Source organism: Lentzea pudingi (genome assembly GCF_014646255.1).
In the GTDB taxonomy this organism is placed as follows: Bacteria; Actinomycetota; Actinomycetes; order Mycobacteriales; family Pseudonocardiaceae; genus Lentzea; species Lentzea pudingi.
This window is the reverse complement of record NZ_BMNC01000001.1, coordinates 454238-472922: the sequence shown is the minus strand read 5'-3', so window position 1 is coordinate 472922 and position 18685 is coordinate 454238. Positions and strand designations below refer to the sequence as shown.

Here is an 18685-nt window from a genome sequence, read left to right as displayed (position 1 = left end):
CACGCGAACGAACACGGGTCTTTCCTGTTCAGAGCGCTATGTCGCAAATTTGCGCAATCACGTCGAGATATTGCGGTAATCTGCTAGTCACTTCTACGGTGAGGCGCGCCACACCCCCTCGCGTCCCCACCGAGAAGGGCCAAGCACGCCATGTCATCGACGACACGCGTTCGCTCCCTGCTAGCCCCGTTGACAGCTCTGATCACCGCAGCGGCGACCCTGACCATCGCCCCCGCCGCCCAGGCCGCACCCGTCAGCCTCGACCTGGCGAAGCAGGCCCGCATCGACCAGGTCACGCTCACGGCCTCGAAGAACAGCACCGAGACGTTCGCCGTCCAGACCAGCCTCGATGGCAGAGGCTGGTCGACGCTGGTCGCGGATCGACCACACGACTTCAAGAACGGCAAGGTGACCTTCCAGGTCGACCCGACGCTGGTCCGGCACGTCCGCGCCACCAGGACCACGGCGAAGCTCGAGGTCCGCGAGGCGGCCGTCAGCGCCCTGCTGCAGGCCACCTACAGCGCCAGCAGCACCAACCAGAACTACGGGCCGGGCAACGCCGGTGACGGCAACCAGGCGACGTACTGGGAGAGCGCGAACAACGCGTTCCCGCAGTGGCTCCAGGCCGACCTCGGCTCGGCGGTCAAGGCCGACCGGGTCGTGCTCAAGATCCCCACCGGCGGCTGGGGCGCCCGCACCCAGACCCTCGCGGTCCAGGGCAGCACCGACGGCAGCAACTTCACCGATCTGGTGCCCAGCAGGGGTTACGAGTTCGCGCCGTCGGCGAACAACACCGTCACCATCGACTTCACCGCCGCCACCACGCGGTACGTGCGGCTGCGGATCACCGCGAACACCGGCTGGCCCGCGGGCCAGATCAGCGAGTTCGAGGTGCAGGGCCCCACCGGGGGTGACACCCGGGCCCCCAGCGCGCCGAGCGGTCTCGCCCTCACCCAGCCCCAGTCCGGGCAGATCCGGCTGACCTGGAACGCGAGCACCGACAACGTCGGCGTCACCGGCTACGACGTCTACGCCAACGGGACGCTGCGCACCACGGTCACCGGCACGACCCACACCGACAGCCAGCCCGACGGCACGCGCGTCAGCTACCACGTCGTCGCGAAGGACGCGGCCGGCAACCAGTCCCCCGCCAGCAACACCGTCACGCGCGAAGGCGCCACCGGCATGAACCTGGCTCAGGGCAAGCCCGTCACGGCCAACAACAACGTGTACAACTTCGTCGCCGCCAACGCGAACGACGGAAACCTGGCCACCTACTGGGAGTCCAACGGGTTCCCCGGCACCCTGACCGTCCAACTGGGATCGAACGCGGACGTCAGCTCCGTCGCGATCAAGCTCAACCCCGACTCGGCCTGGGGCACCCGCACGCAGAACGTGCAGGTCCTCGGCCGTGAGCAGAACGCCACCGGCTTCACGAGCCTCGTCGCCGGACGGGACTACCAGTGGAACCCGGCCAGCGGCAACAACGTCACGATCAACGCGGCCGCGCGGGTCGCCGACCTGCAGCTGCGCGTCACGTCCAACACCGGTGCGCCCGGCGCCCAGGTGGCGGAGATCCAGGTGTTCGGCACCCCTGCCCCGAACCCCGACCTCACCGTCACCGCTACGTCGGTCACCCCGGCCGGCCCCGTCGAGACCGACCAGATCACGCTGAACGCCACGGTCCGCAACGCCGGAAGTGCCGCGTCCGCCGCCACCGACGTGACGTTCTTCCTCGGCACCACCGCGGTCGGCACGGCCCAGGTCGGTGCTCTCGCGGCCGGTGCGCAGGCGAACGTCAGCACGACGATCGCGGCCCGCCCGTCCGGTAGCTACGAGTACACCGCGAAGGCCGACGAGACCAAGAAGGTCGCGGAGCAGGACGAGACCAACAACGCCCGCGTCCACCCGTCCCCGATCGTCGTCACCCCGGTCCCGAGCTCCGACCTGGTCGCGGTGCCGAGCTGGTCGCCGAGCAACCCGGCCAACGGCCAGTCCACGACGTTCAGCGTCGCGATCAAGAACCAGGGCACCATCGCGTCCGCCGCCGGAGCCCACGGCATCACGGTCACGATCCTGAACAGCAGCGGCCAGACCGTCCGCACGCTGACCGGCAGCCACAACGGCACGATCAACGCCGGCGCGACGACCGCCGCGGTCAACCTCGGCACGTGGCCCGCCGCCAACGGCCGCTACACCGTCCGCACCGTCATCGCCGGCGACGGCAACGAGATCCCCGCCAAGCAGGGCAACAACACCAGCGAGCAGTCGCTGTTCATCGGCCGCGGCGCCAGCGTCCCGTGGCAGCACGTCGAGGCCGAGGACGCGACCGTCGGCGGCGGCGCGCAGGTGCTCAGTCCGAACAGGACGATCGGCGACCTCGCCGGAGAGGCGTCCGGCCGCCGCGCCGTCACGCTGAACGGCACCGGCCAGTCGGTCGAGTTCACCACCTCGGGACCGACCAACACCCTCGTCACGCGGTTCTCCATCCCGGACAGCTCCGGTGGCGGCGGCATCACGTCGAACCTCAACGTCTACGTCAACGGCACGTTCCACAAGGCCATCGACCTGACGTCGAAGCACATGTGGCTCTACGGCAACGAAGCATCGCCGGGCAACTCCCCGGGAGCGGGCGGGCCGCGCCACATCTACGACGAGGCGAACGTGATGCTCAACTCGACGTTCCCGGCGGGCACGAAGATCAAGCTGCAGAAGGACGCGGCCAACACCACGAACTACGCGATCGACTTCGTGAACTTCGAACAGGTGACGGCAGCCGGAAACCCTGACGCCGCACGTTATGCCGTGCCCGCCGGGTTCACCCACCAGGACGTGCAGAACGCGCTCGACCGCGTCCGGATGGACACCACCGGGAACCTGACCGGCGTCTACCTGCCCGCGGGCACCTACGAGACGCAGCAGAAGTTCACCGTCTACGGCAAGGCGGTCCGCGTGATCGGCGCCGGACCCTGGTTCACCCGGTTCCAGGCCCCGCTCACGCAGGAGAACACCGACATCGGCTTCAGCGCGCAGACGTCCGCCAGCGGCTCGACGTTCAGCGGGTTCGCCGTGTTCGGCAACTACACGCAGCGCAACGACGGCCCCGGCAAGGTGTTCGACTTCGCCGGCGTGCAGAACATGACCATCGAGAACATCTGGGTCGAGCACATGATGTGCCTGTTCTGGGGCAACAACGTCGACAACAACGTCATCAGGGACAACCGCATCCGCGACATGTACGCGGACGGCCTGAACATGACCAACGGCTCGTCGGGCAACCGGATCTCCAACATCGAGGCCCGCTCGACCGGTGACGACGCGTTCGCGCTGTTCGCCGCCACCGACAGCGGCGGCACCGGCCAGCAGAACAACGTGTTCGAGAACCTGAGCGTGACGACCCCGTGGCGTGCGGCGGGTCTCGCGGTCTACGGCGGCAAGCTCAACACGTTCCGCAACATCTACGTCGCGGACACGCTCACCTACTCCGCCGTGACGATCAGCTCGCTCGACTTCGGGTATCCGATGGAGGACTTCGGGCCCGAGCCGACGACGTTCAGCGGCCTCACCCTGGTCCGCTCCGGCGGTCACTTCTGGGGAGCGCAGACGTTCGGCGCGATCTGGATGTTCTCCGCGTCCAAGAAGTACACGGGGATCCGGGTGAGCGACGTCGAGATCATCGATCCGACGTACAGCGGGATCATGTTCCAGACCAAGTACAACGGTGCGGCCGAGAACAGCTTCCAGGACACGGTGCTGTCCAACGTGAGCATCTCGGGCGCGCGCAAGAGCGGCGACGCGTTCGACGCCAAGTCCGGTTTCGGGTTGTGGGCCAACGAGATGCCCGAACCGGGCCAGGGTCCGCCCGTGGGTTCCGTGACGATCAACGGCCTGCGGTTCAGCAACAACTTCCAGGACATCAAGAACACGACGTCCACCTTCACGATCAACGTCAACTGATTCCCCTGCCGCGAAGGACAATTCAATGAGAAACACGCTGTTGAAGCGTGCGATGAGCGCTGCGCTCGTGAGCGCCCTCGCACTGTTCGGACTGACACCCACGGCAGGAGCAGCGGTCGTCCGGCTGTCCGCGAACCTGACCGCGTCCAGCACCAACGGCCCGTACGGGGCCGGCAACGCCGGTGACGGCAACCAGGGCAGCTACTGGGAGAGCACGAACGGCGCGTTCCCCCAGTGGCTCCAGGCCGACCTCGGCGCCGCGAAGAGCGTCAGCAAGGTCGTGCTGCGCCTGCCCTCGAACTGGGAGCAGCGCACGCAAACGCTTGCCGTGCAAGGAAGTTCCAACGGCTCGCAGTTCAGCGACATCGTCGGCTCCGGCGGTCGGGTCTTCTCTCCCGGCTCGAACAACACGGTGACGCTGGACTTCGCGGCGACCAGCACGAGGTACGTGCGCGTCACGGTCACCGCGAACACCGGCTGGTCCGCGGCCCAGCTCAGCGAGTTCGAGGTGCACGGCAAGTCCGGCGGCCCCGTCGACCCGCCGCCCGGTGACAACCTCGCCCAGGGCAAGCCGGTCGAGGAGTCCGGGCACGTGCACGACTTCGTCGCGGCCAACGCCGTCGACGGCAACACCGGCACGTACTGGGAGTCCAACGGCCTCCCCGGTCACCTGACCGCGAAGCTGGGCTCGAACGCGGACGTCACCTCGGTCGTCGTCAAACTCAACCCCGACAATGCGTGGGGCGCTCGCACGCAGAACTTCGAGGTCCTCGGACGTGAGGCAAGCGCTGCCGCGTTCGGGACGCTGAAGGCGCGCGCCGACTACCGGTTCGACCCGGCCACCGGCAACAGCGTGACGATCCCGGTGAGTGGCCGGGCCTCGGACGTGCGGCTGCACTTCTACTCGAACACCGGCGCGCCCGGCGGCCAGGTCGCCGAGTTCCAGGTGTTCGGCGCGTCCGCACCGGCGCCCGACCTGACCGTCACGAACCTGACGTGGACTCCGGCCAGCCCCAGTGAGGCCGACGCGATCAGGCTCACCGCCACCGTGCGCAACGGCGGCACCGTTGCGTCCGGCGCGACGACGCTGAACGCCACGCTCGGTGGCACCGTCGCGGGCTCGGCTTCCGTCGCGGCACTCGCTCCTGGAGCCACGGCCACCGTCACCGTCGACGCGGGCCGCCGGGGTGCCGGGTCCTACGCGGCCGCGGCCACGGTGGACCCGGCCAACCATGTCGCGGAGACCAACGAGGGCAACAACACCTTCACCTCCGGCTCTCCCCTGGTCGTCGGCCAGGCACCGGGACCGGACCTGCAGATCACCGGCGTCACGCCGAACCCGTCGTCCCCGGCGGCCGGCCAGCAGGTGACGTTCGCGGTGTCGGTGAACAACCGCGGCACCTCGGCGGCGGGCGCCTCGGTGACCCGAGTGTCTGTTGGCGGCAGCACTTTGAACGCCAACACCGGTGCGATCAACGCCGGTCAGACCGTCACGGTCAACGTCGGCACCTGGACCGCCACCAACGGCGGTGCCACGGCGACCGCGACGGCGGACGCGACCAACGTGGTGGCGGAGACCAACGAGACCAACAACACCGCGACCCAGTCCATTGTGGTCGGACGCGGCGCTTCGACGCCGTTCACCTCGTACGAGGTGGAAGCGGGCCGTTACCAGGGCACGCTGCTGCAGGCCGACGCCGAGCGGACGTTCGGGCACACCAACTTCGGGTCCGAGTCCTCGGGCCGCAAGTCGGTGCGCCTCGACGCGCAGGGCCAGTTCGTGGAGATCACCTCGACGGTCAGCACCAACTCGATCGTCGTGCGCAACTCGATCCCGGACGCCGCCGCGGGCGGTGGCCAGGAGGCGACGATCAGCCTCTACGCGAACGACCAGTTCGTGCAGAAGCTGACCCTGTCGTCGCGCCACAGCTGGCTCTACGGCACGACCGACGACCCCGAGGGCCTCACGAACCGTCCCGGCGGCGACGCCCGCAGGCTGTTCGACGAGACCTCGCAGCTGCTGGCGAACAGCTACCCGGCCGGCACGAGGTTCAAGCTGCAGCGCGACTCCGGTGACAACGCCCAGTTCTACGTCATCGACCTGGTCGACCTGGAGCAGGTCGCCCCGGCGGCCTCGAAGCCCGCGGACTGCGTCTCGATCACGCAGTACGGTGCCACGGCGAACGACCAGACGGACGACACGGACGCCCTGCAGCGCGCCGTGACCGCCGACCAGAACGGGGAGATCCCCTGCGTCTGGATCCCGGAGGGCAGGTTCCGCCAGGAGAAGAAGATCCTCACCGTGTTCAACAGCGGTGGCGACAACCAGGTCGGCATCCGCAACGTCACGGTCCGCGGCGCCGGCATGTGGCACTCGCAGCTGTTCTCGCTGATCCAGCCGCAGGACGCGGACACGATCAACCACCCGCACGAGGGCAACTTCGGGTTCGACATCGACGACAACACGCAGATCTCCGACATCGCGATCTTCGGCTCCGGCCGGATTCGCGGCGGTGACGGCGGCGCGGAGGGCGGCGTCGGCCTCAACGGCCGGTTCGGCAAGAACACCAAGGTCACCAACGTGTGGATCGAGCACGCCAACGTCGGTGTCTGGGTCGGCCGCGACTACACCAACCTGCCGGACCGCTGGAACCCCGGTGACGGCCTGCAGTTCAGCGGCATGCGCATCCGTGACACGTACGCCGACGGCATCAACTTCACCAACGGCACGCGCAACTCCACGGTGTTCAACTCGTCGTTCCGCACCACGGGCGACGACGCGCTGGCCGTGTGGGCGTCGAAGTACGTGAAGGACCAGAACCTGGATGCCGGCAGCGGCAACGCGTTCCTCAACAACACGATCGCACTTCCGTGGCGTGCCAACGGGATCGCGATCTACGGCGGGTCGAACAACCGCGCGGAGAACAACATCATCTCCGACACGGCGAACTACCCGGGCATCATGCTGGCGACCGACCACGACCCGCTGCCGTTCGGCGGGACGACGACGCTCGCCAACAACGCCCTGTACCGCACGGGCGGCGCGTTCTGGGGTGAGGCGCAGGAGTTCGGCGCCATCACGCTGTTCTCGCAGAACCTGCCGATCCCCGGCGTCGTCATCCGCGACACCGAGATCCTGGACTCCACCTACGACGGGATCCAGTTCAAGGGCGGCGGCAGCGGCATGCCGGACGTGCGGATCACCAACGTCCGCATCGACAAGTCGAACAACGGCTCGGGCATCCTCGCGATGGCCCAGGCCCGCGGCTCGGCGCGCCTGACGAACGTCACGATCACGAACTCCCGCGACGGTGACATCACCATCGAGCCGGGTTCGCAGTTCGTCATCAACTAGATCACATTTAGAGCCACCTCCGATCGGGTACCACCCCGGTCGGAGGTGGTTTCACATGTCTGTGGTCGTTGTCGGGTTCGACGGTTCCGACCTGGCCAGGCGCGCGGTGCGGTTCGGTGCCGAGGAAGCTTCCCGCCGCGGAGCGGCCCTGCGGGTCGTGCACGCCGTCCGCGCCCCACTGCCCGAGCCCGTGTTCACGCCGATGTCCTTCCCGGTGCCGGAGTTCGTCACCGAGGAGACGATGTCCAAGGCCGCCGAGGACCACCTCGCCGAACTGGCCGCCGAGATCAGGCAGGGCTGGCCGGACCTCGAGGTCACCACGCACGTGCGCATGGGCCGCCCGGTCGACGTCCTCGCCGACGAACCCGGCGACCTGCTCGTGCTCGGCTCGTCCGGCCGCACCGGCATCGCGGAGATGTTCCTGGGCTCCACCGCCGTCGAACTCGTGTCGACCGCCGGCCGCCCGGTGGTCGTGACCCGCACCGGCCCCGTCGACGGCCGCGTGGTCGTCGGCATCGACGGCTCCGACACCTCGACGGACGCGATCGCGTTCGCCTTCGAGTACGCCGCCCGTCACGGCCGCGACGTGCTCGCCATCCACGCGTGGAACGACGCCGGCTGGGCCGAACTGCCCGAGCAGGACTTCGGCCACGTCCGCAAGGACCTCTCCGACCTGCTGAGCGAACAGCTGGCGCCGTTCGAGGCCCGCCACCCCGAGGTGCACGTGTCACAGGAGGTCGCGTTCGACGCCCCCGCCCGCGCGTTGCTCCAAGCGGCCGGCGGCGCGGCCCTGGTCGCGGTCGGAAGTCACGGCCGTGGCGCCGTGAAGCGTGCAATCCTGGGTTCCGTGAGCCACGCTGTGCTCCACCACGCGCCGTGCCCGGTCGCAGTGGTCCATCGGAGGTGACGTGAGATGCGCGGGTTAGCGGCCGTGCTGCTGTGCCTGGTGCTGGCGTCGTGCGGCCAGGTGCCGCCGGCAGAGGTGCCTTCTTCCAGCACACCCACCACCGACGCGACCACGCCGAGCACCCCCGCTCCGCTGCCACCGTCGTCGACACCCCTGCCCACCGCACCGCCCGTGCCCACGCTGCCGACGCCGTCACGGGCGCTGGAGCCGGGGACGACGGTCGTGCGGGGCACGGTGTCGGCGGGGGCCGAGTCGGGTTGTGTGCTGCTGAGCAACGGGGTCGCGCAGTACCTGCTGCTCGGTGCCGACCCCGCGATCGCGGTGGCCGGTGCCGTGGTGGAGGTGACCGGACGGCCGGATCCCGGTGCGATGACGACGTGTCAGCAGGGCACGCCGTTCCACGTCACGAAGACCCAGCGCGGCTGACGTCTTCGTCCAGCGGCGAAACGGCCTCGAAACGGCCACCGCACTGGACTGAACGGCGGAATGGACGTACAACCGAACGACGACGGACCCGGAACCGGGTCGAGGCGGCGCGTTCTTCGCACAAGGCGAGGTGCTGCCATGAAAACGATTCCGGCAGAGGTCGCGGCCTACGTTCAGCAGAACGAGCCGCGTACTCCTGTTTTCGACTGCACCGCGGGCGTGGCGAGACCGACGCCCGGTGGAACCGAGCTGAGACACCGGCTGGTCGTGATCGGCGACTCCCTCTCCCACGGGTTCCAAAGCGGTTCGATCTTCAACACCGAACTGTCCTATCCCGCGATCATCGCCCACGAGCTCGGCTGGTCCGGACACTTCCGCCACCCGCGGTACCCGTTCCGCGGCGGACTGCCGTTCAACCTCGAAGAGGTCATGCGCAGGGCGGAACGGCGGTTCGGACTGGAGATCTCGGGCTGGCGGGAGAGCATGCAGGCCGCGGCCGACGTGTGGCGGTTCATCGACGACGTCGAGGACTACTGGGAACGCGGCGACGGCAGCATCCGTCCCGCCGACCCCTGGATCAACCACTGCCTGGCCGTGTACGGATGGGACCTCAGGGACGCGCTGGAGCTCACCTCCGACCTGTGCTGGGACTCGCTGGAACCGGTGAACGACAACCCGTTCAAGCCGTGGGTCCAGAACGCGAGCGAACGGGCCGCGCTCCGCGTCTACCCGTCAGGAGAGCACAGCCACAGGACGTTCTTCGACGCTGCCAAGGCCCTCAACGCGGATGGCGGGATCGAGACCCTCGTCGTCTTCCTGGGTGCGAACAACGCCCTGAAAGTGGTGACGCGGCTCAAAGTCGAGTGGAGCGAGGACCCCGGCTACGCCACACGCGGCAAGAAGGACAAGTACACCGTCTGGCAGCCCGAGCACTTCAGAGCCGAACTCGCCGAGATCGAGGCGAACGTCGAGGCGATCGGTGCCCGCCGTGTCATCTGGTGCACCGTGCCGCACGTGACGGTGGCGCCCATCGCCCGTGGCGTGAACCAGAAGAAGGGCACCCCGTACTTCGAGTACTACACGCGTCCGTGGATCCCGGACGGAGACTTCAACCAGCACACCGACGACTGCATCACCGGCGCCGAGGCGCACGCGGTGGACGCGGCGATCGACCTGTACAACGAGGCGATCACCGCGACCGTTCGAAAAGGACGCGAGAACCACGACTGGTACCTGCTCGACACCGCCGGCCTCATGGACAGGCTCGCGCACCGCCGCTACATCGTGGACCTGGAGGCGAGACCGTCCTGGTGGGAGCCGTACGAGCTCCCCGAGGCACTCGCGAAGCTGGCGCCCAGGATCGACTCCCGCTTCCTCACCGCCGACGGCACCGGTGGACGCCGGACAGGCGGTCTCTTCTCGCTGGACGGCGTGCACCCCACGACCGTCGGATACGGGCTCATCGCCCAGGAGCTGATCAAGATCATGGAGCAGGCCGGTGTCGTGTTCCGCAGCGCGAGCGGGGAAAAGCGGGAGGGCCCGATCAAGGTGAACTTCGAGCGGCTGATCGAGGCCGACACGCTGGTGAAGTCGCCGCCGCAGAACATCGGGTTCGCCCTCGACTCGCTCGGATGGCTGGACGAGATGCTCGACTGGGCCAAGCTCGCGACCGGGGGCGGGTGGCGCTGACAGCGGCCAGCTCGTCGTTCCGGAGTGACGGCGGGAGGCGCGCCCGTGAGCGCGCCCCTGCCCCACTTCAGCCGTTCAGGGCCTCGCGGAGGAACGCCACGGCCTGGCCGATCGCGGCCTCCGCCGCGTGCGTTCCGCGCAACGCGTTCAGCATCACGAAGTCGTGGATCGCGCCCGCGTACCGGACTGCGGTGACGGGCACGCCGGCCTCGCGCAGCTTGTCGGCGTAGGCCTCGCCCTCGTCGCGCAGCACGTCGGCCTCGGCGGTGATCACGAGCGCCTGGGGCAGACCCGCGAGCTGCTCGAGCGTGGCCCGCAACGGAGAGGCGGTGATCTCCGCGCGCTCCACCGGGTTCGTCGTGTACTGGTCCCAGAACCACTGCATGCCGTCGCGGCGCAGGAAGTAGCCCTCGGCGAACTGCAGGTACGAGTCGGTGTCGAAGGACGCGTCGGTGACCGGGTAGAAGAGGACCTGGGCCTTGAGCGCGATGTCGCCGCGTTCCTTGGCCTGCAACGTCAGCGCGGCCGCCATGTTGCCGCCGACCGAGTCGCCGGCCACCGCGACGCGGGTGACGTCGAGGCCGTACGAGGCGCCTTCGCGCTGGATCCACTGTGCGGTGGCGTAGTTCTGGTCGATCGCGAGCGGGTAGCGGGCCTCGGGCGAGAGCGAGTAGTCGGGGAAGACGACGGCGGCACCGGCGCCGACGGCGAGTTCGCGGACCAGGCGGTCGTGGGTGTGGGCGTTGCCGAACACCCAGCCCGCGCCGTGGATGTACAGGATCACCGGGAGCTCGCCGGTCGACCCCGCCGGCTTGACCACGCGGACCTTGAAGCCGTCCAGGGAGACCCACTGCTCGTCGATCTCGGGCTTGTCGACGGCACCCGACTGGACCTCGTCGACGGCCTTGCGGCCCTCTTCCGGGGCGATCTCGAACAGGAACGGCCGCTGGGCGGTCGCGGCGGCGAACTCGGCGGCGGCGGGTTCGAGAACGGGGCGCTTCATGGCTGCTCCTTCAGGTCGGATGCCATAAAGCTAGCGTGCGATTAAATCGTGCACAACGTAATCACGGCCTCATCACGTCCGGGAATAACAGCGGCCCTCGCCCGAGGACGAGGGCCGCTGAAGAAGTCAGGCCACCGTGAAACCGGCGGTCGCTCCCGTGAAGCCGGTGATCTTGCCGGTCCAGCCGCTCTTCTCGTCGCCGTGGTGCACGATCCGGTAGGTGCCGGCGGGGGTGTCCGCCGGGATCTGCCAGGTGATCGTGGCGTTGGAGAAGGCGATGCCGACGCGCTCCCACTTGTAGCGCGTGGACCAGTCGCCGTCGTCGGCGACGCGCACCCAGGAGCCGTTCACCTGCCGCTGCACCTCCAGGAAGGTGTGGTTGCGGTGCAGGTTGTTCTTCGGGTGGCCGGTGACGAACACCGACGTCACGGTCTCGCCGCGCCCGTACGAGGCCTTGGGAGCGATCAGGACGTCGCCGTACTTCTTGTCCGCCGGCTTGTCGTCGAGCACGACGCCGGTCTGCAGGTTGATCTCGGTGAACGGCGGCTTGCCGGGGTTCGGGCCGGGAGCCAGCGGAGAGCCGGACCTCATCGACGCGGCGAGCTTCGCGAACTCCTGCTGGTAGGCCGGGGTCGTGTTGCGGCCGAACAGGGTGGAGCCGCCCTCGTACTGCTGCGAGTCGTACTCCTCCGGCGTGGTGACGTACTGGCTGTAGTCGTTGGCGTAGCCCTGGATCAGCACGTTCCGCAGCGGCACACCGGCCTCGGCGGCGACGGTCTTGCGGATGCGCAGGCCCGCGGTGATCGTGACCTCACCGGGCACCGCGACGAGGTGCAGCTGGCCGATGCGGACGATCTGCAACGGCACGACGTTCGGCGTGGCGCCGATCAGACCCGTCGGCACCAGCGAGGCCTTGGGGAACTGGCAGTCGCGCAGCCACTGCGGGACCTCCATCTGCAGCGGGTCGAAGAGCTTCTTCCACGGCGACTGCATGCCCTCGGAGAAGCCGGGGATCGCCGGGCCGTCCTCGATGCTGCCCGCGATGGTCGACGCGCCGACGACGCCGGAGCAGGTGGTGCCGGGCTGTCCGGTGTCGGTGTAGCGGCTCTCGACCTGCACGGCCGACATGTCGACGAACCGCATGCGCGAGTCGACGCCGCCGGACATCGCCGCCTGCGGGCCGTGGTAGACCTCCTGCGCCTTGCGGTTCTGGCGCTCGCCGATGACGCGGGCGTTCTCCCACTCGTTCTCGGTGGGGCCGGAGCCGGGCTTCAGGTTGAGGTTCGGCGACATGTCGCCCGCGTTGGTGTTCGGGAACGCCGCCACGAAGCCCGCGGTGTCGTCCAGGTATCGCACGCCCTCGTCGTCGTGCTCCCACTGGTACGCCGCGTACCCCTTGTTGTCGGGGCTGATCAGCGTGCTGGCGTTGGTGATCGACGTGTTGTGCGTGGCGAACCAGCTGATGGCGCCGACCCGCTGGCCGCCCTGGCTGAACTTCAGCACGGTCATCTGCGGGTCGATGCCCGCGGGGAACGCGCCCTTGTCGGGGTTGCGGTCGAACGCGACGCGCGACCGGTTGACCGACGCGTTCGTGAGCTCGCCGACGCCGAGGCTGATCGAGCCGGGCTTCACGTCCTCGTGCGCCTCGACGACCGACTCGGTGATGCCGTCGACCACGGCCGCGAGTGCCTGCGGCTGCATGCCGAGGATCGACAGGTTGTAGGCGAGGTTGTGCGACTGGCCGCCGGGGCCGCTGTGCGTGTGCGTGGCGGACAGCAGCAGGTTCTCGCGGGTGTAGGTGGTGCCGTACTTGGCCTGGAGCTTGGCGAGCACGCCCTCCTGGACCGCGCGGAAGATCATCGCGAGGTCGGCGTTGACGTACGCGACGCGCTTGTTCGTGGACCGGTCGACCACGACGTAGGCCCGCGACCGCAGCCGCTGGTGGATGCCCGTCGTCTTCTGGTCGAACTTCGAGTAGCCCATCATGCCGTTCTCGGCGGCCGGGCCGGTGACGTCGGAGATGCCCCGGCCCACCAGGTACGGCTCGGGTTCCGCCCACGCGAACGGACCGCTGACCAGCGCCGCACCGACGAGTGCGGCGACCACCGTCAAGACTTTCGCCCGCATGGACACCCCGCTAAGTGAATGGGATTCACATTTCAGGGTCGACGGTAGGTGATCCAGACCACTTCGAGCAAGTCACCGCCAGTGCGTTGGCGGTGACCACGAGCAAGATTCCAGCCCAATGGTGGAGTGCGAGCTCCTCCCCCAGCAGCACCAGGCCCGCGAGCGCGGCCAGCACCGGGTGCACGCTGCACACCAGCCCGAAGAGCCGCGCCGGCACCTTGCGCAACGCGATCACGTCGGCCGCATACGGCACGACGCTGCAGAACACGCCCGCCGCGACGGCGTACAGGATCGCCATGCCGTTGAACTGCCCCTGGACGATCAGGTACACCGCGACCGGCACGTAGAGCAGCGCGGACACGCTCGTCGCGGCGGCCGGTGCCTGCAGGCCGGGCAACCGTTGCCCGACCAGGCGGTTGAGCAGGATGTACGCGGCCCAGCTGGCCGCCGCGAGCAGTCCGGCGCCGATGCCGAGCCAGTCGCTCGACGGCCCCGGGAGCACCAGCACGTAGACGCCGACGGCCGCGATCAGCACGAACAGGAAGTCGAGCCGCGTGCGCGAGCCGCCCAGCGCGACCGCGAGCGGCCCGAGCACCTCCAGCGTGACGGCGAGGCCCAGCCCGATCCGGTCGACGGCGGTGTAGAGGCTCAGGTTCATCGTGGCGAACACCACGCCGAGCGCGATAGTCGGCCACCACTGCGCCCAGGTGAACCGGCGCGGGTTCGGGCGGGCCACGGGCAGCAGCACCGCCGCCGCCACGAACTGCCGCACGGCCACGACACCGGCCGGGCCGATCGACGCGAACGCGTGCGCGCCCATCGCGGCACCGAGCTGGCTGCTCGCGGCGCTGGCGGTGATCGTGGCGAATCCACCGAGGCTCTTCATGCTCCACAGCCTGCGGTTCCAGTCCAGGAACGGGAAATGCGCCTGCCGCGTCAGCCATACGACTGACGTATGAATAGGTACGCTCCGCACATGGATCTGCGGCAGCTGAAGTCGTTCGTGGCCGTGGTCGACGCCGGGACGTTCACCGACGCCGCCACCGTCCTCGGCCTCACACAGGCCTCGGTGTCCCGCTCGGTCGCCGCACTGGAAGCAGCGTTGGGCGTACGACTGCTGCAACGCTCGACCCGGCACGTCGCGCTCACCGCCGTCGGCTCCCAGGTGCTCGACGGTGCCCGCCGCGTGCTCGACGAAGTCGCCCACCTGCACCGGATCGCGTCGCAGTCGCTGACCGAACTGCGCATCGGCTACGCCTGGTCGGCGCTCGGCAAGCACACCCGGCGGGTGCAGAAGTCCTGGGCCGCACAGCATCCCGGGCTGCCACTGGTGTTCGTCCAGTCGAACTCGCTGACCGCGGGACTCGCCGAGGGCACGGCCGACGTCGCCGTAGTGCGCAAGGCGATCGACGACGCGCGGTTCGAGACGGCGTTGCTGGGCACCGAGCGGCGCTACGGCGTGGTCGCGACGGACAACCCGTTGGCGCGCAAGCGTTCGCTCAAGCTCGCCGACCTCGCCCGGTACTCACTCGCCGTGGACGACCGCACCGGGACGACCACCTTGGACCTGTGGCAACCCGGCAAGGCACCCGCCGTCGTGCGCAACACCCACAGCGTCGACGAGTGGCTGACGCTGATCGCGGCGGGGCAGGCCGTCGGCATGACGTCGGAGGCCACCGCGAGCCTGAACCCACGTCCAGGCGTCGCTTATCGGGCCGTGGCCGACGCCCCGCCGATCGCGGTGTGGCTCGCGTGGTGGAAGGACCAGCCGCCGCAGCACCTCACCGACCTGATCACGCTGGCCTGCGACGCCTATCGGGTGTGAGGACTCACCGCCGAACCCGGTGCAGGAGTGGAAGTTTCTCCCCTCTTCACCGTCCGCGAGCTCACTTAGTGTCACGTGTCATGGACGGGCTGATGCAGCCTCGACCGCTCACCATCGCGCACATCCTCGAGCGGGCCGAGCGACTCCACGCGCACAAGCAGGTCGTAACGGCCGGCGTCGAGCGGGTGACGTACGCCGAGGTGGCCGAGCGGACCCGGCGCCTCGCCACGGCGCTCGGCTCGCTCGGCATCCCGGAAGGCGCCAGGGTCGCGACGTTCGCGAGCAACGCACGACGGCACCTGGAGCTCTACCTCGCGGTGCCGGTCACCAAGCGGGTCCTGCACTCGATCAACATCCGGCTCGCGGCGGACCACCTCGAGTACATCGTCAACCACGCCGAGGACGACGTCGTGTTCGTCGACCGCGCGCTGCTACCGCGGATCTGGCCGAGCGCCCACCGGATGCCGAAGGTGCGGTACTGGGTGGTGCTGCCCGACGACAGCCGCGAGGAGATCCCGGCCGATCCCCGCGTCCTGCACTACGACGACCTGGTCTCGGCCGCCGAGCCGTTCGCGGGCTCGTTCGAGGACACCTTCACGCTCGCGGACGAGAACCTCGCCTCCGGGCTCTGCTACACCTCGGGGACGACCGGACCGCCGAAGGGCGTGCTCTACAGCCACCGGTCGACGATCCTGCACTGCCTGGGCACGCTCGCCGCAGGGTTCATCGGTCTCAGCGAGAGCGATGTCGTGATGCCGATCGTGCCCATGTTCCACGCCAACGCGTGGGGACTGCCCTACGGCGCGATGATGACGGGCGCCTCGCTGGTCCTGCCCGGCCCGTCCTCCGAGCCGACGCACCTGCTGAAGTTGATGGAGTCCGAACGCGTCACCGTCGCCGGCGCCGTGCCGACGGTGTGGACGAGCCTGGTTCCCCAGCTGGCCCACCACGACCTGGGCGCGACGCGGTTCCTCCTCGGCGGCGGCTCGGTGATCGCCCCGGCGCTGTCGGAGACCTACCGGGCCGCGCTCGGTGTCCCCATCACCCACTCCTGGGGCATGACGGAGATCAGTCCGGTCGGGACGATCGGCGGCACCCGCACCCGGCACCGGCACGCGACCGAGGCGGAACAGGTGGCCGTGCGCGCGTCCCAGGGCCAGCCCCTGCCGCTCGTGAACCTGCGGATCGCCGACGTCGAGACGGGTCAGGCACTCCCCCGCGACGGCAGGGCCATCGGCGAGCTCCAGGTCGCGGGACCGTGGGTGGCGGGCGGGTACTTCGAGGTCGAGTCGGCGGAGAGCTTCACGGCCGACGGCTGGCTGCGGACCGGTGACCTCGCCACCATCGACGCCGACGGGTACATCAGGCTCGTCGACCGGATGAAGGACCTGATCAAGTCCGGCGGCGAGTGGATCTCCTCGGTGGAGCTGGAGAGCGCGCTCACCTCACACCCCGACGTGGTCGAGGTGGCCGTGGTCGCCCGCCCGGACGACAGGTGGGGCGAACGCCCGGTGGCCTACGTCGTCCTGCGCGACGGCAGCGCCACCACCGGCGACGAACTGCTGCGCCACATCACGCCCGCGGTCGCCAAGTGGTGGCTGCCCGACGAGGTCGTCTTCCGGACCGCCCTGCCCAAGACCGGCACGGGCAAGCTGTCGAAGAGCGCCCTGCGCGACTCAGCCTGAGTTGCGCAACCGGAACAGCTGGAGCCCGAGCTGCAGCTCCAGGTCGTTCTCGGTGCGCCAGCCCGCACCGAGGACGTCGCCGACCCGGTCCAGCCGCTTGAGCAACGTGTTGACGTGCACGTGCAACGCGCGTGCGGTCGCCGCGACGTTCGCGCGGTGGTCGTAGTAGGCGCTGAGGGTGCCGACGAGATCGGTGCCACGGCGTTCGTCGTGGTCGGCCAGCGGACCGACGGAGGTGTCGAGGAAGCGGTCGAGCTCGCGCACCCGGTCGGGGTCGAAGACCATGGCGTACAACGCATACCGACCCGTCGTGACGCCTCGGTCGGTGTGCGTGAGAGCCCGCATGACCGCGCCACAACGACTTGCCAGTGAGTAGGCGCGCGCCCAGTCGTGGCCGATCGCCCGCTCCCCCACGACGGTGACGGCGCTGCCCAGCGCGCGCCGGAGCCGCCGGTGGACCTCGTCGGCGGTCCGGTCGTCGTCGGTGCTGGGCACGATCATCGTCGCCTTGCCCAGGTGTTCGCCGGCGAGCCCCGCGCGGTCCCTGGCGATCTCGTGCAGGTGGCGCGCGAGATCGGTCGGCGGCACCGTCGCTGAGTCCGCGACCAGCACCAGGTTCAGCCGGTCAGCGTCGATGCCGCGCGCTCGGGTGCGGGTGCGCTGCGCCGGGCCGATCCCCGGGCCGCCGACCATCAACTCCGTCAGCAGCTCGCCGCTCAGCCGTTCGCTGGCCTCGGCGACCGCCCGCTCCTTGAGGATCAGCAGCCCGAGGATGTGCGTGGCCCGTTCGAGCGTGCGCAGGTCCATGGCGTCCGAGGCGCCGGTGGCCGCGTCCCTGCTCCACTCCAGCGCGCCGAGGTGGCTGTCACCCGCCCGGATCGGGGCCACGCTGCGGGCGACCCCGTCCTGCACCGACGTCGTGACGCGGCCGGAGCGGTGACCGGCGGCGTCGAGCAGCGCGACGGTCCCGCCCAGCTGGTCGGCGAGGAGCTGGGCGACGTCGTCCGGTGTGCCGCCCTCCAGCACCACCCCGGTCAGCGCCTCGTGGATCGCCTGCGCCCGTTCGACGACGGCCACGTGCTCCTCGATCCGGCGGTACGCGACCTGCAGGTCCTGCAACGCGGTCCGGCTCTCCTCGTAGAGGCGGGCGTTGTTGAGCGCCACGGCGGCGTGGTCGGCGAACGCGCTGAGCAACGCGATCTCGCCCGCGTCGAACGACCTCTCGGACCGGTACGCGGCGAACAACGCGCCGACCACCTCGTCCCGGATCACCAGTGGCACACCGAGAAGAGCGACCAGGTCCTCCGTGCCGACGAGCCGGTCGAAGCCCGCGTCGTGGTCGATGTGGGTCGAGCCGGCGTAGTTGCGCACCCACTGCGGGCGCCGGGTGGTCAGCACCTTTCCGCCCAGCCCGACCCCGGCCGGGATGGTCGCGCTGAGGAACGCCGCCGAGATCGTCCCCTCCGCCGCCTTGGCCGACAGCCTGCCGTCCGCGACCAGCGACAGGTACGTGAAGTCCGTGCCCATCAGGTCGTGGGCGTGCCGGACGATCGACTGCAGGACGTCGTCCAGCTCGCCGAGGGCGGTGAGCGATTTGGCGGTGGCGTACAACGACGCCAGTTCGCGCTGGCGGCGCACCAGCTCGTGCGACTCACTCGGATCGATGCTCACCCCGTCATTGTGGCCCAGCGACCGGTGGTGGAAAGTCCCA

General features: G+C 69.4%; 11 protein-coding genes. 7 read left to right on the top strand and 4 right to left on the bottom strand.

Annotation, left to right across the window (positions count from 1 at the left end; translation table 11 throughout):
• The first annotated feature begins 189 nt into the window (after positions 1-189).
• From IEY88_RS02195 to IEY88_RS02175, 5 genes are all read left to right on the top strand, one after another.
• Positions 190-3957 carry a discoidin domain-containing protein gene (locus IEY88_RS02195; protein ID WP_229693013.1) on the top strand — a complete coding sequence of 1256 codons (3768 nt, stop codon included), beginning with the start codon at positions 190-192 and terminating at the stop codon, positions 3955-3957.
• Positions 3958-3982: 25 nt separating this feature from the next.
• Positions 3983-7312, top strand: a complete 3330-nt coding sequence (locus IEY88_RS02190; RefSeq protein ID WP_189152844.1) for a CARDB domain-containing protein — start codon at positions 3983-3985, stop codon at positions 7310-7312.
• A 55-nt stretch (positions 7313-7367) separates the two neighbouring features.
• Positions 7368-8219 carry a universal stress protein gene (locus tag IEY88_RS02185; protein ID WP_189152843.1) on the top strand — a complete coding sequence of 284 codons (852 nt, stop codon included), beginning with the start codon at positions 7368-7370 and terminating at the stop codon, positions 8217-8219.
• Positions 8220-8225: 6 nt separating this feature from the next.
• Complete coding sequence (locus IEY88_RS02180) at positions 8226-8645, top strand: hypothetical protein (RefSeq protein ID WP_189152842.1); 420 nt, start codon at positions 8226-8228, stop codon at positions 8643-8645.
• A gap of 138 nt (positions 8646-8783) precedes the next feature.
• Positions 8784-10334, top strand: coding sequence for a hypothetical protein (locus IEY88_RS02175; protein WP_189152841.1), 1551 nt, complete (start codon positions 8784-8786; stop codon positions 10332-10334).
• A gap of 67 nt (positions 10335-10401) precedes the next feature.
• Here IEY88_RS02175 and IEY88_RS02170 read toward each other — a convergent pair whose 3' ends face one another.
• The 3 genes from IEY88_RS02170 to IEY88_RS02160 all read right to left on the bottom strand — a co-directional run bounded on the left by IEY88_RS02170 (position 10402) and on the right by IEY88_RS02160 (position 14350).
• Positions 10402-11337, bottom strand: a complete 936-nt coding sequence (locus IEY88_RS02170; RefSeq protein WP_189152840.1) for an alpha/beta hydrolase — start codon at positions 11335-11337, stop codon at positions 10402-10404.
• Positions 11338-11463: 126 nt separating this feature from the next.
• Positions 11464-13464 (bottom strand): neutral/alkaline ceramidase, encoded by a 2001-nt coding sequence (locus tag IEY88_RS02165; RefSeq protein ID WP_189152839.1) that lies wholly within the window; start codon positions 13462-13464, stop codon positions 11464-11466.
• Between the two features lie 25 nt (positions 13465-13489).
• Entirely contained in the window at positions 13490-14350 is an 861-nt protein-coding gene (locus IEY88_RS02160) for an EamA family transporter (protein ID WP_189152838.1), read from the bottom strand.
• A 90-nt stretch (positions 14351-14440) separates the two neighbouring features.
• On the opposite strand from IEY88_RS02160, the gene IEY88_RS02155 reads away from it, so the two are divergent.
• Together IEY88_RS02155 and IEY88_RS02150 are read left to right on the top strand one after the other, a co-directional pair.
• Positions 14441-15289: a LysR family transcriptional regulator gene (locus IEY88_RS02155; protein WP_189152837.1), complete on the top strand. Its 849-nt coding sequence runs from the start codon at positions 14441-14443 to the stop codon at positions 15287-15289.
• A 92-nt stretch (positions 15290-15381) separates the two neighbouring features.
• Positions 15382-16974, top strand: a complete 1593-nt coding sequence (locus IEY88_RS02150; RefSeq protein ID WP_229693012.1) for a long-chain fatty acid--CoA ligase — start codon at positions 15382-15384, stop codon at positions 16972-16974.
• On the opposite strand, the gene IEY88_RS02145 is transcribed toward IEY88_RS02150, so the two are convergent.
• Positions 16966-18645 (bottom strand): helix-turn-helix domain-containing protein, encoded by a 1680-nt coding sequence (locus tag IEY88_RS02145; protein ID WP_229693011.1) that lies wholly within the window; start codon positions 18643-18645, stop codon positions 16966-16968. The two genes, IEY88_RS02150 and IEY88_RS02145, sit on opposite strands and share 9 nt — an antisense overlap.
• Between the last annotated feature and the right edge of the window lie 40 nt (positions 18646-18685).

Excerpts from the sequence above, each read along its gene's own strand:
- IEY88_RS02175 (WP_189152841.1), top strand. The coding sequence starts at position 8,784 with ATGAAAACGATTCCGGCAGAGGTCGCGGCCTACGTTCAGCAGAACGAG.
- IEY88_RS02180 (WP_189152842.1), top strand. The coding sequence starts at position 8,226 with ATGCGCGGGTTAGCGGCCGTGCTGCTGTGCCTGGTGCTGGCGTCGTGC.
- IEY88_RS02150 (WP_229693012.1), top strand. The coding sequence starts at position 15,382 with ATGCAGCCTCGACCGCTCACCATCGCGCACATCCTCGAGCGGGCCGAG.
- IEY88_RS02190 (WP_189152844.1), top strand. The coding sequence starts at position 3,983 with ATGAGAAACACGCTGTTGAAGCGTGCGATGAGCGCTGCGCTCGTGAGC.
- IEY88_RS02160 (WP_189152838.1), bottom strand. The coding sequence starts at position 14,350 with ATGAAGAGCCTCGGTGGATTCGCCACGATCACCGCCAGCGCCGCGAGC.
- IEY88_RS02165 (WP_189152839.1), bottom strand. The coding sequence starts at position 13,464 with ATGCGGGCGAAAGTCTTGACGGTGGTCGCCGCACTCGTCGGTGCGGCG.
- IEY88_RS02170 (WP_189152840.1), bottom strand. The coding sequence starts at position 11,337 with ATGAAGCGCCCCGTTCTCGAACCCGCCGCCGCCGAGTTCGCCGCCGCG.
- IEY88_RS02185 (WP_189152843.1), top strand. The coding sequence starts at position 7,368 with ATGTCTGTGGTCGTTGTCGGGTTCGACGGTTCCGACCTGGCCAGGCGC.
- IEY88_RS02155 (WP_189152837.1), top strand. The coding sequence starts at position 14,441 with ATGGATCTGCGGCAGCTGAAGTCGTTCGTGGCCGTGGTCGACGCCGGG.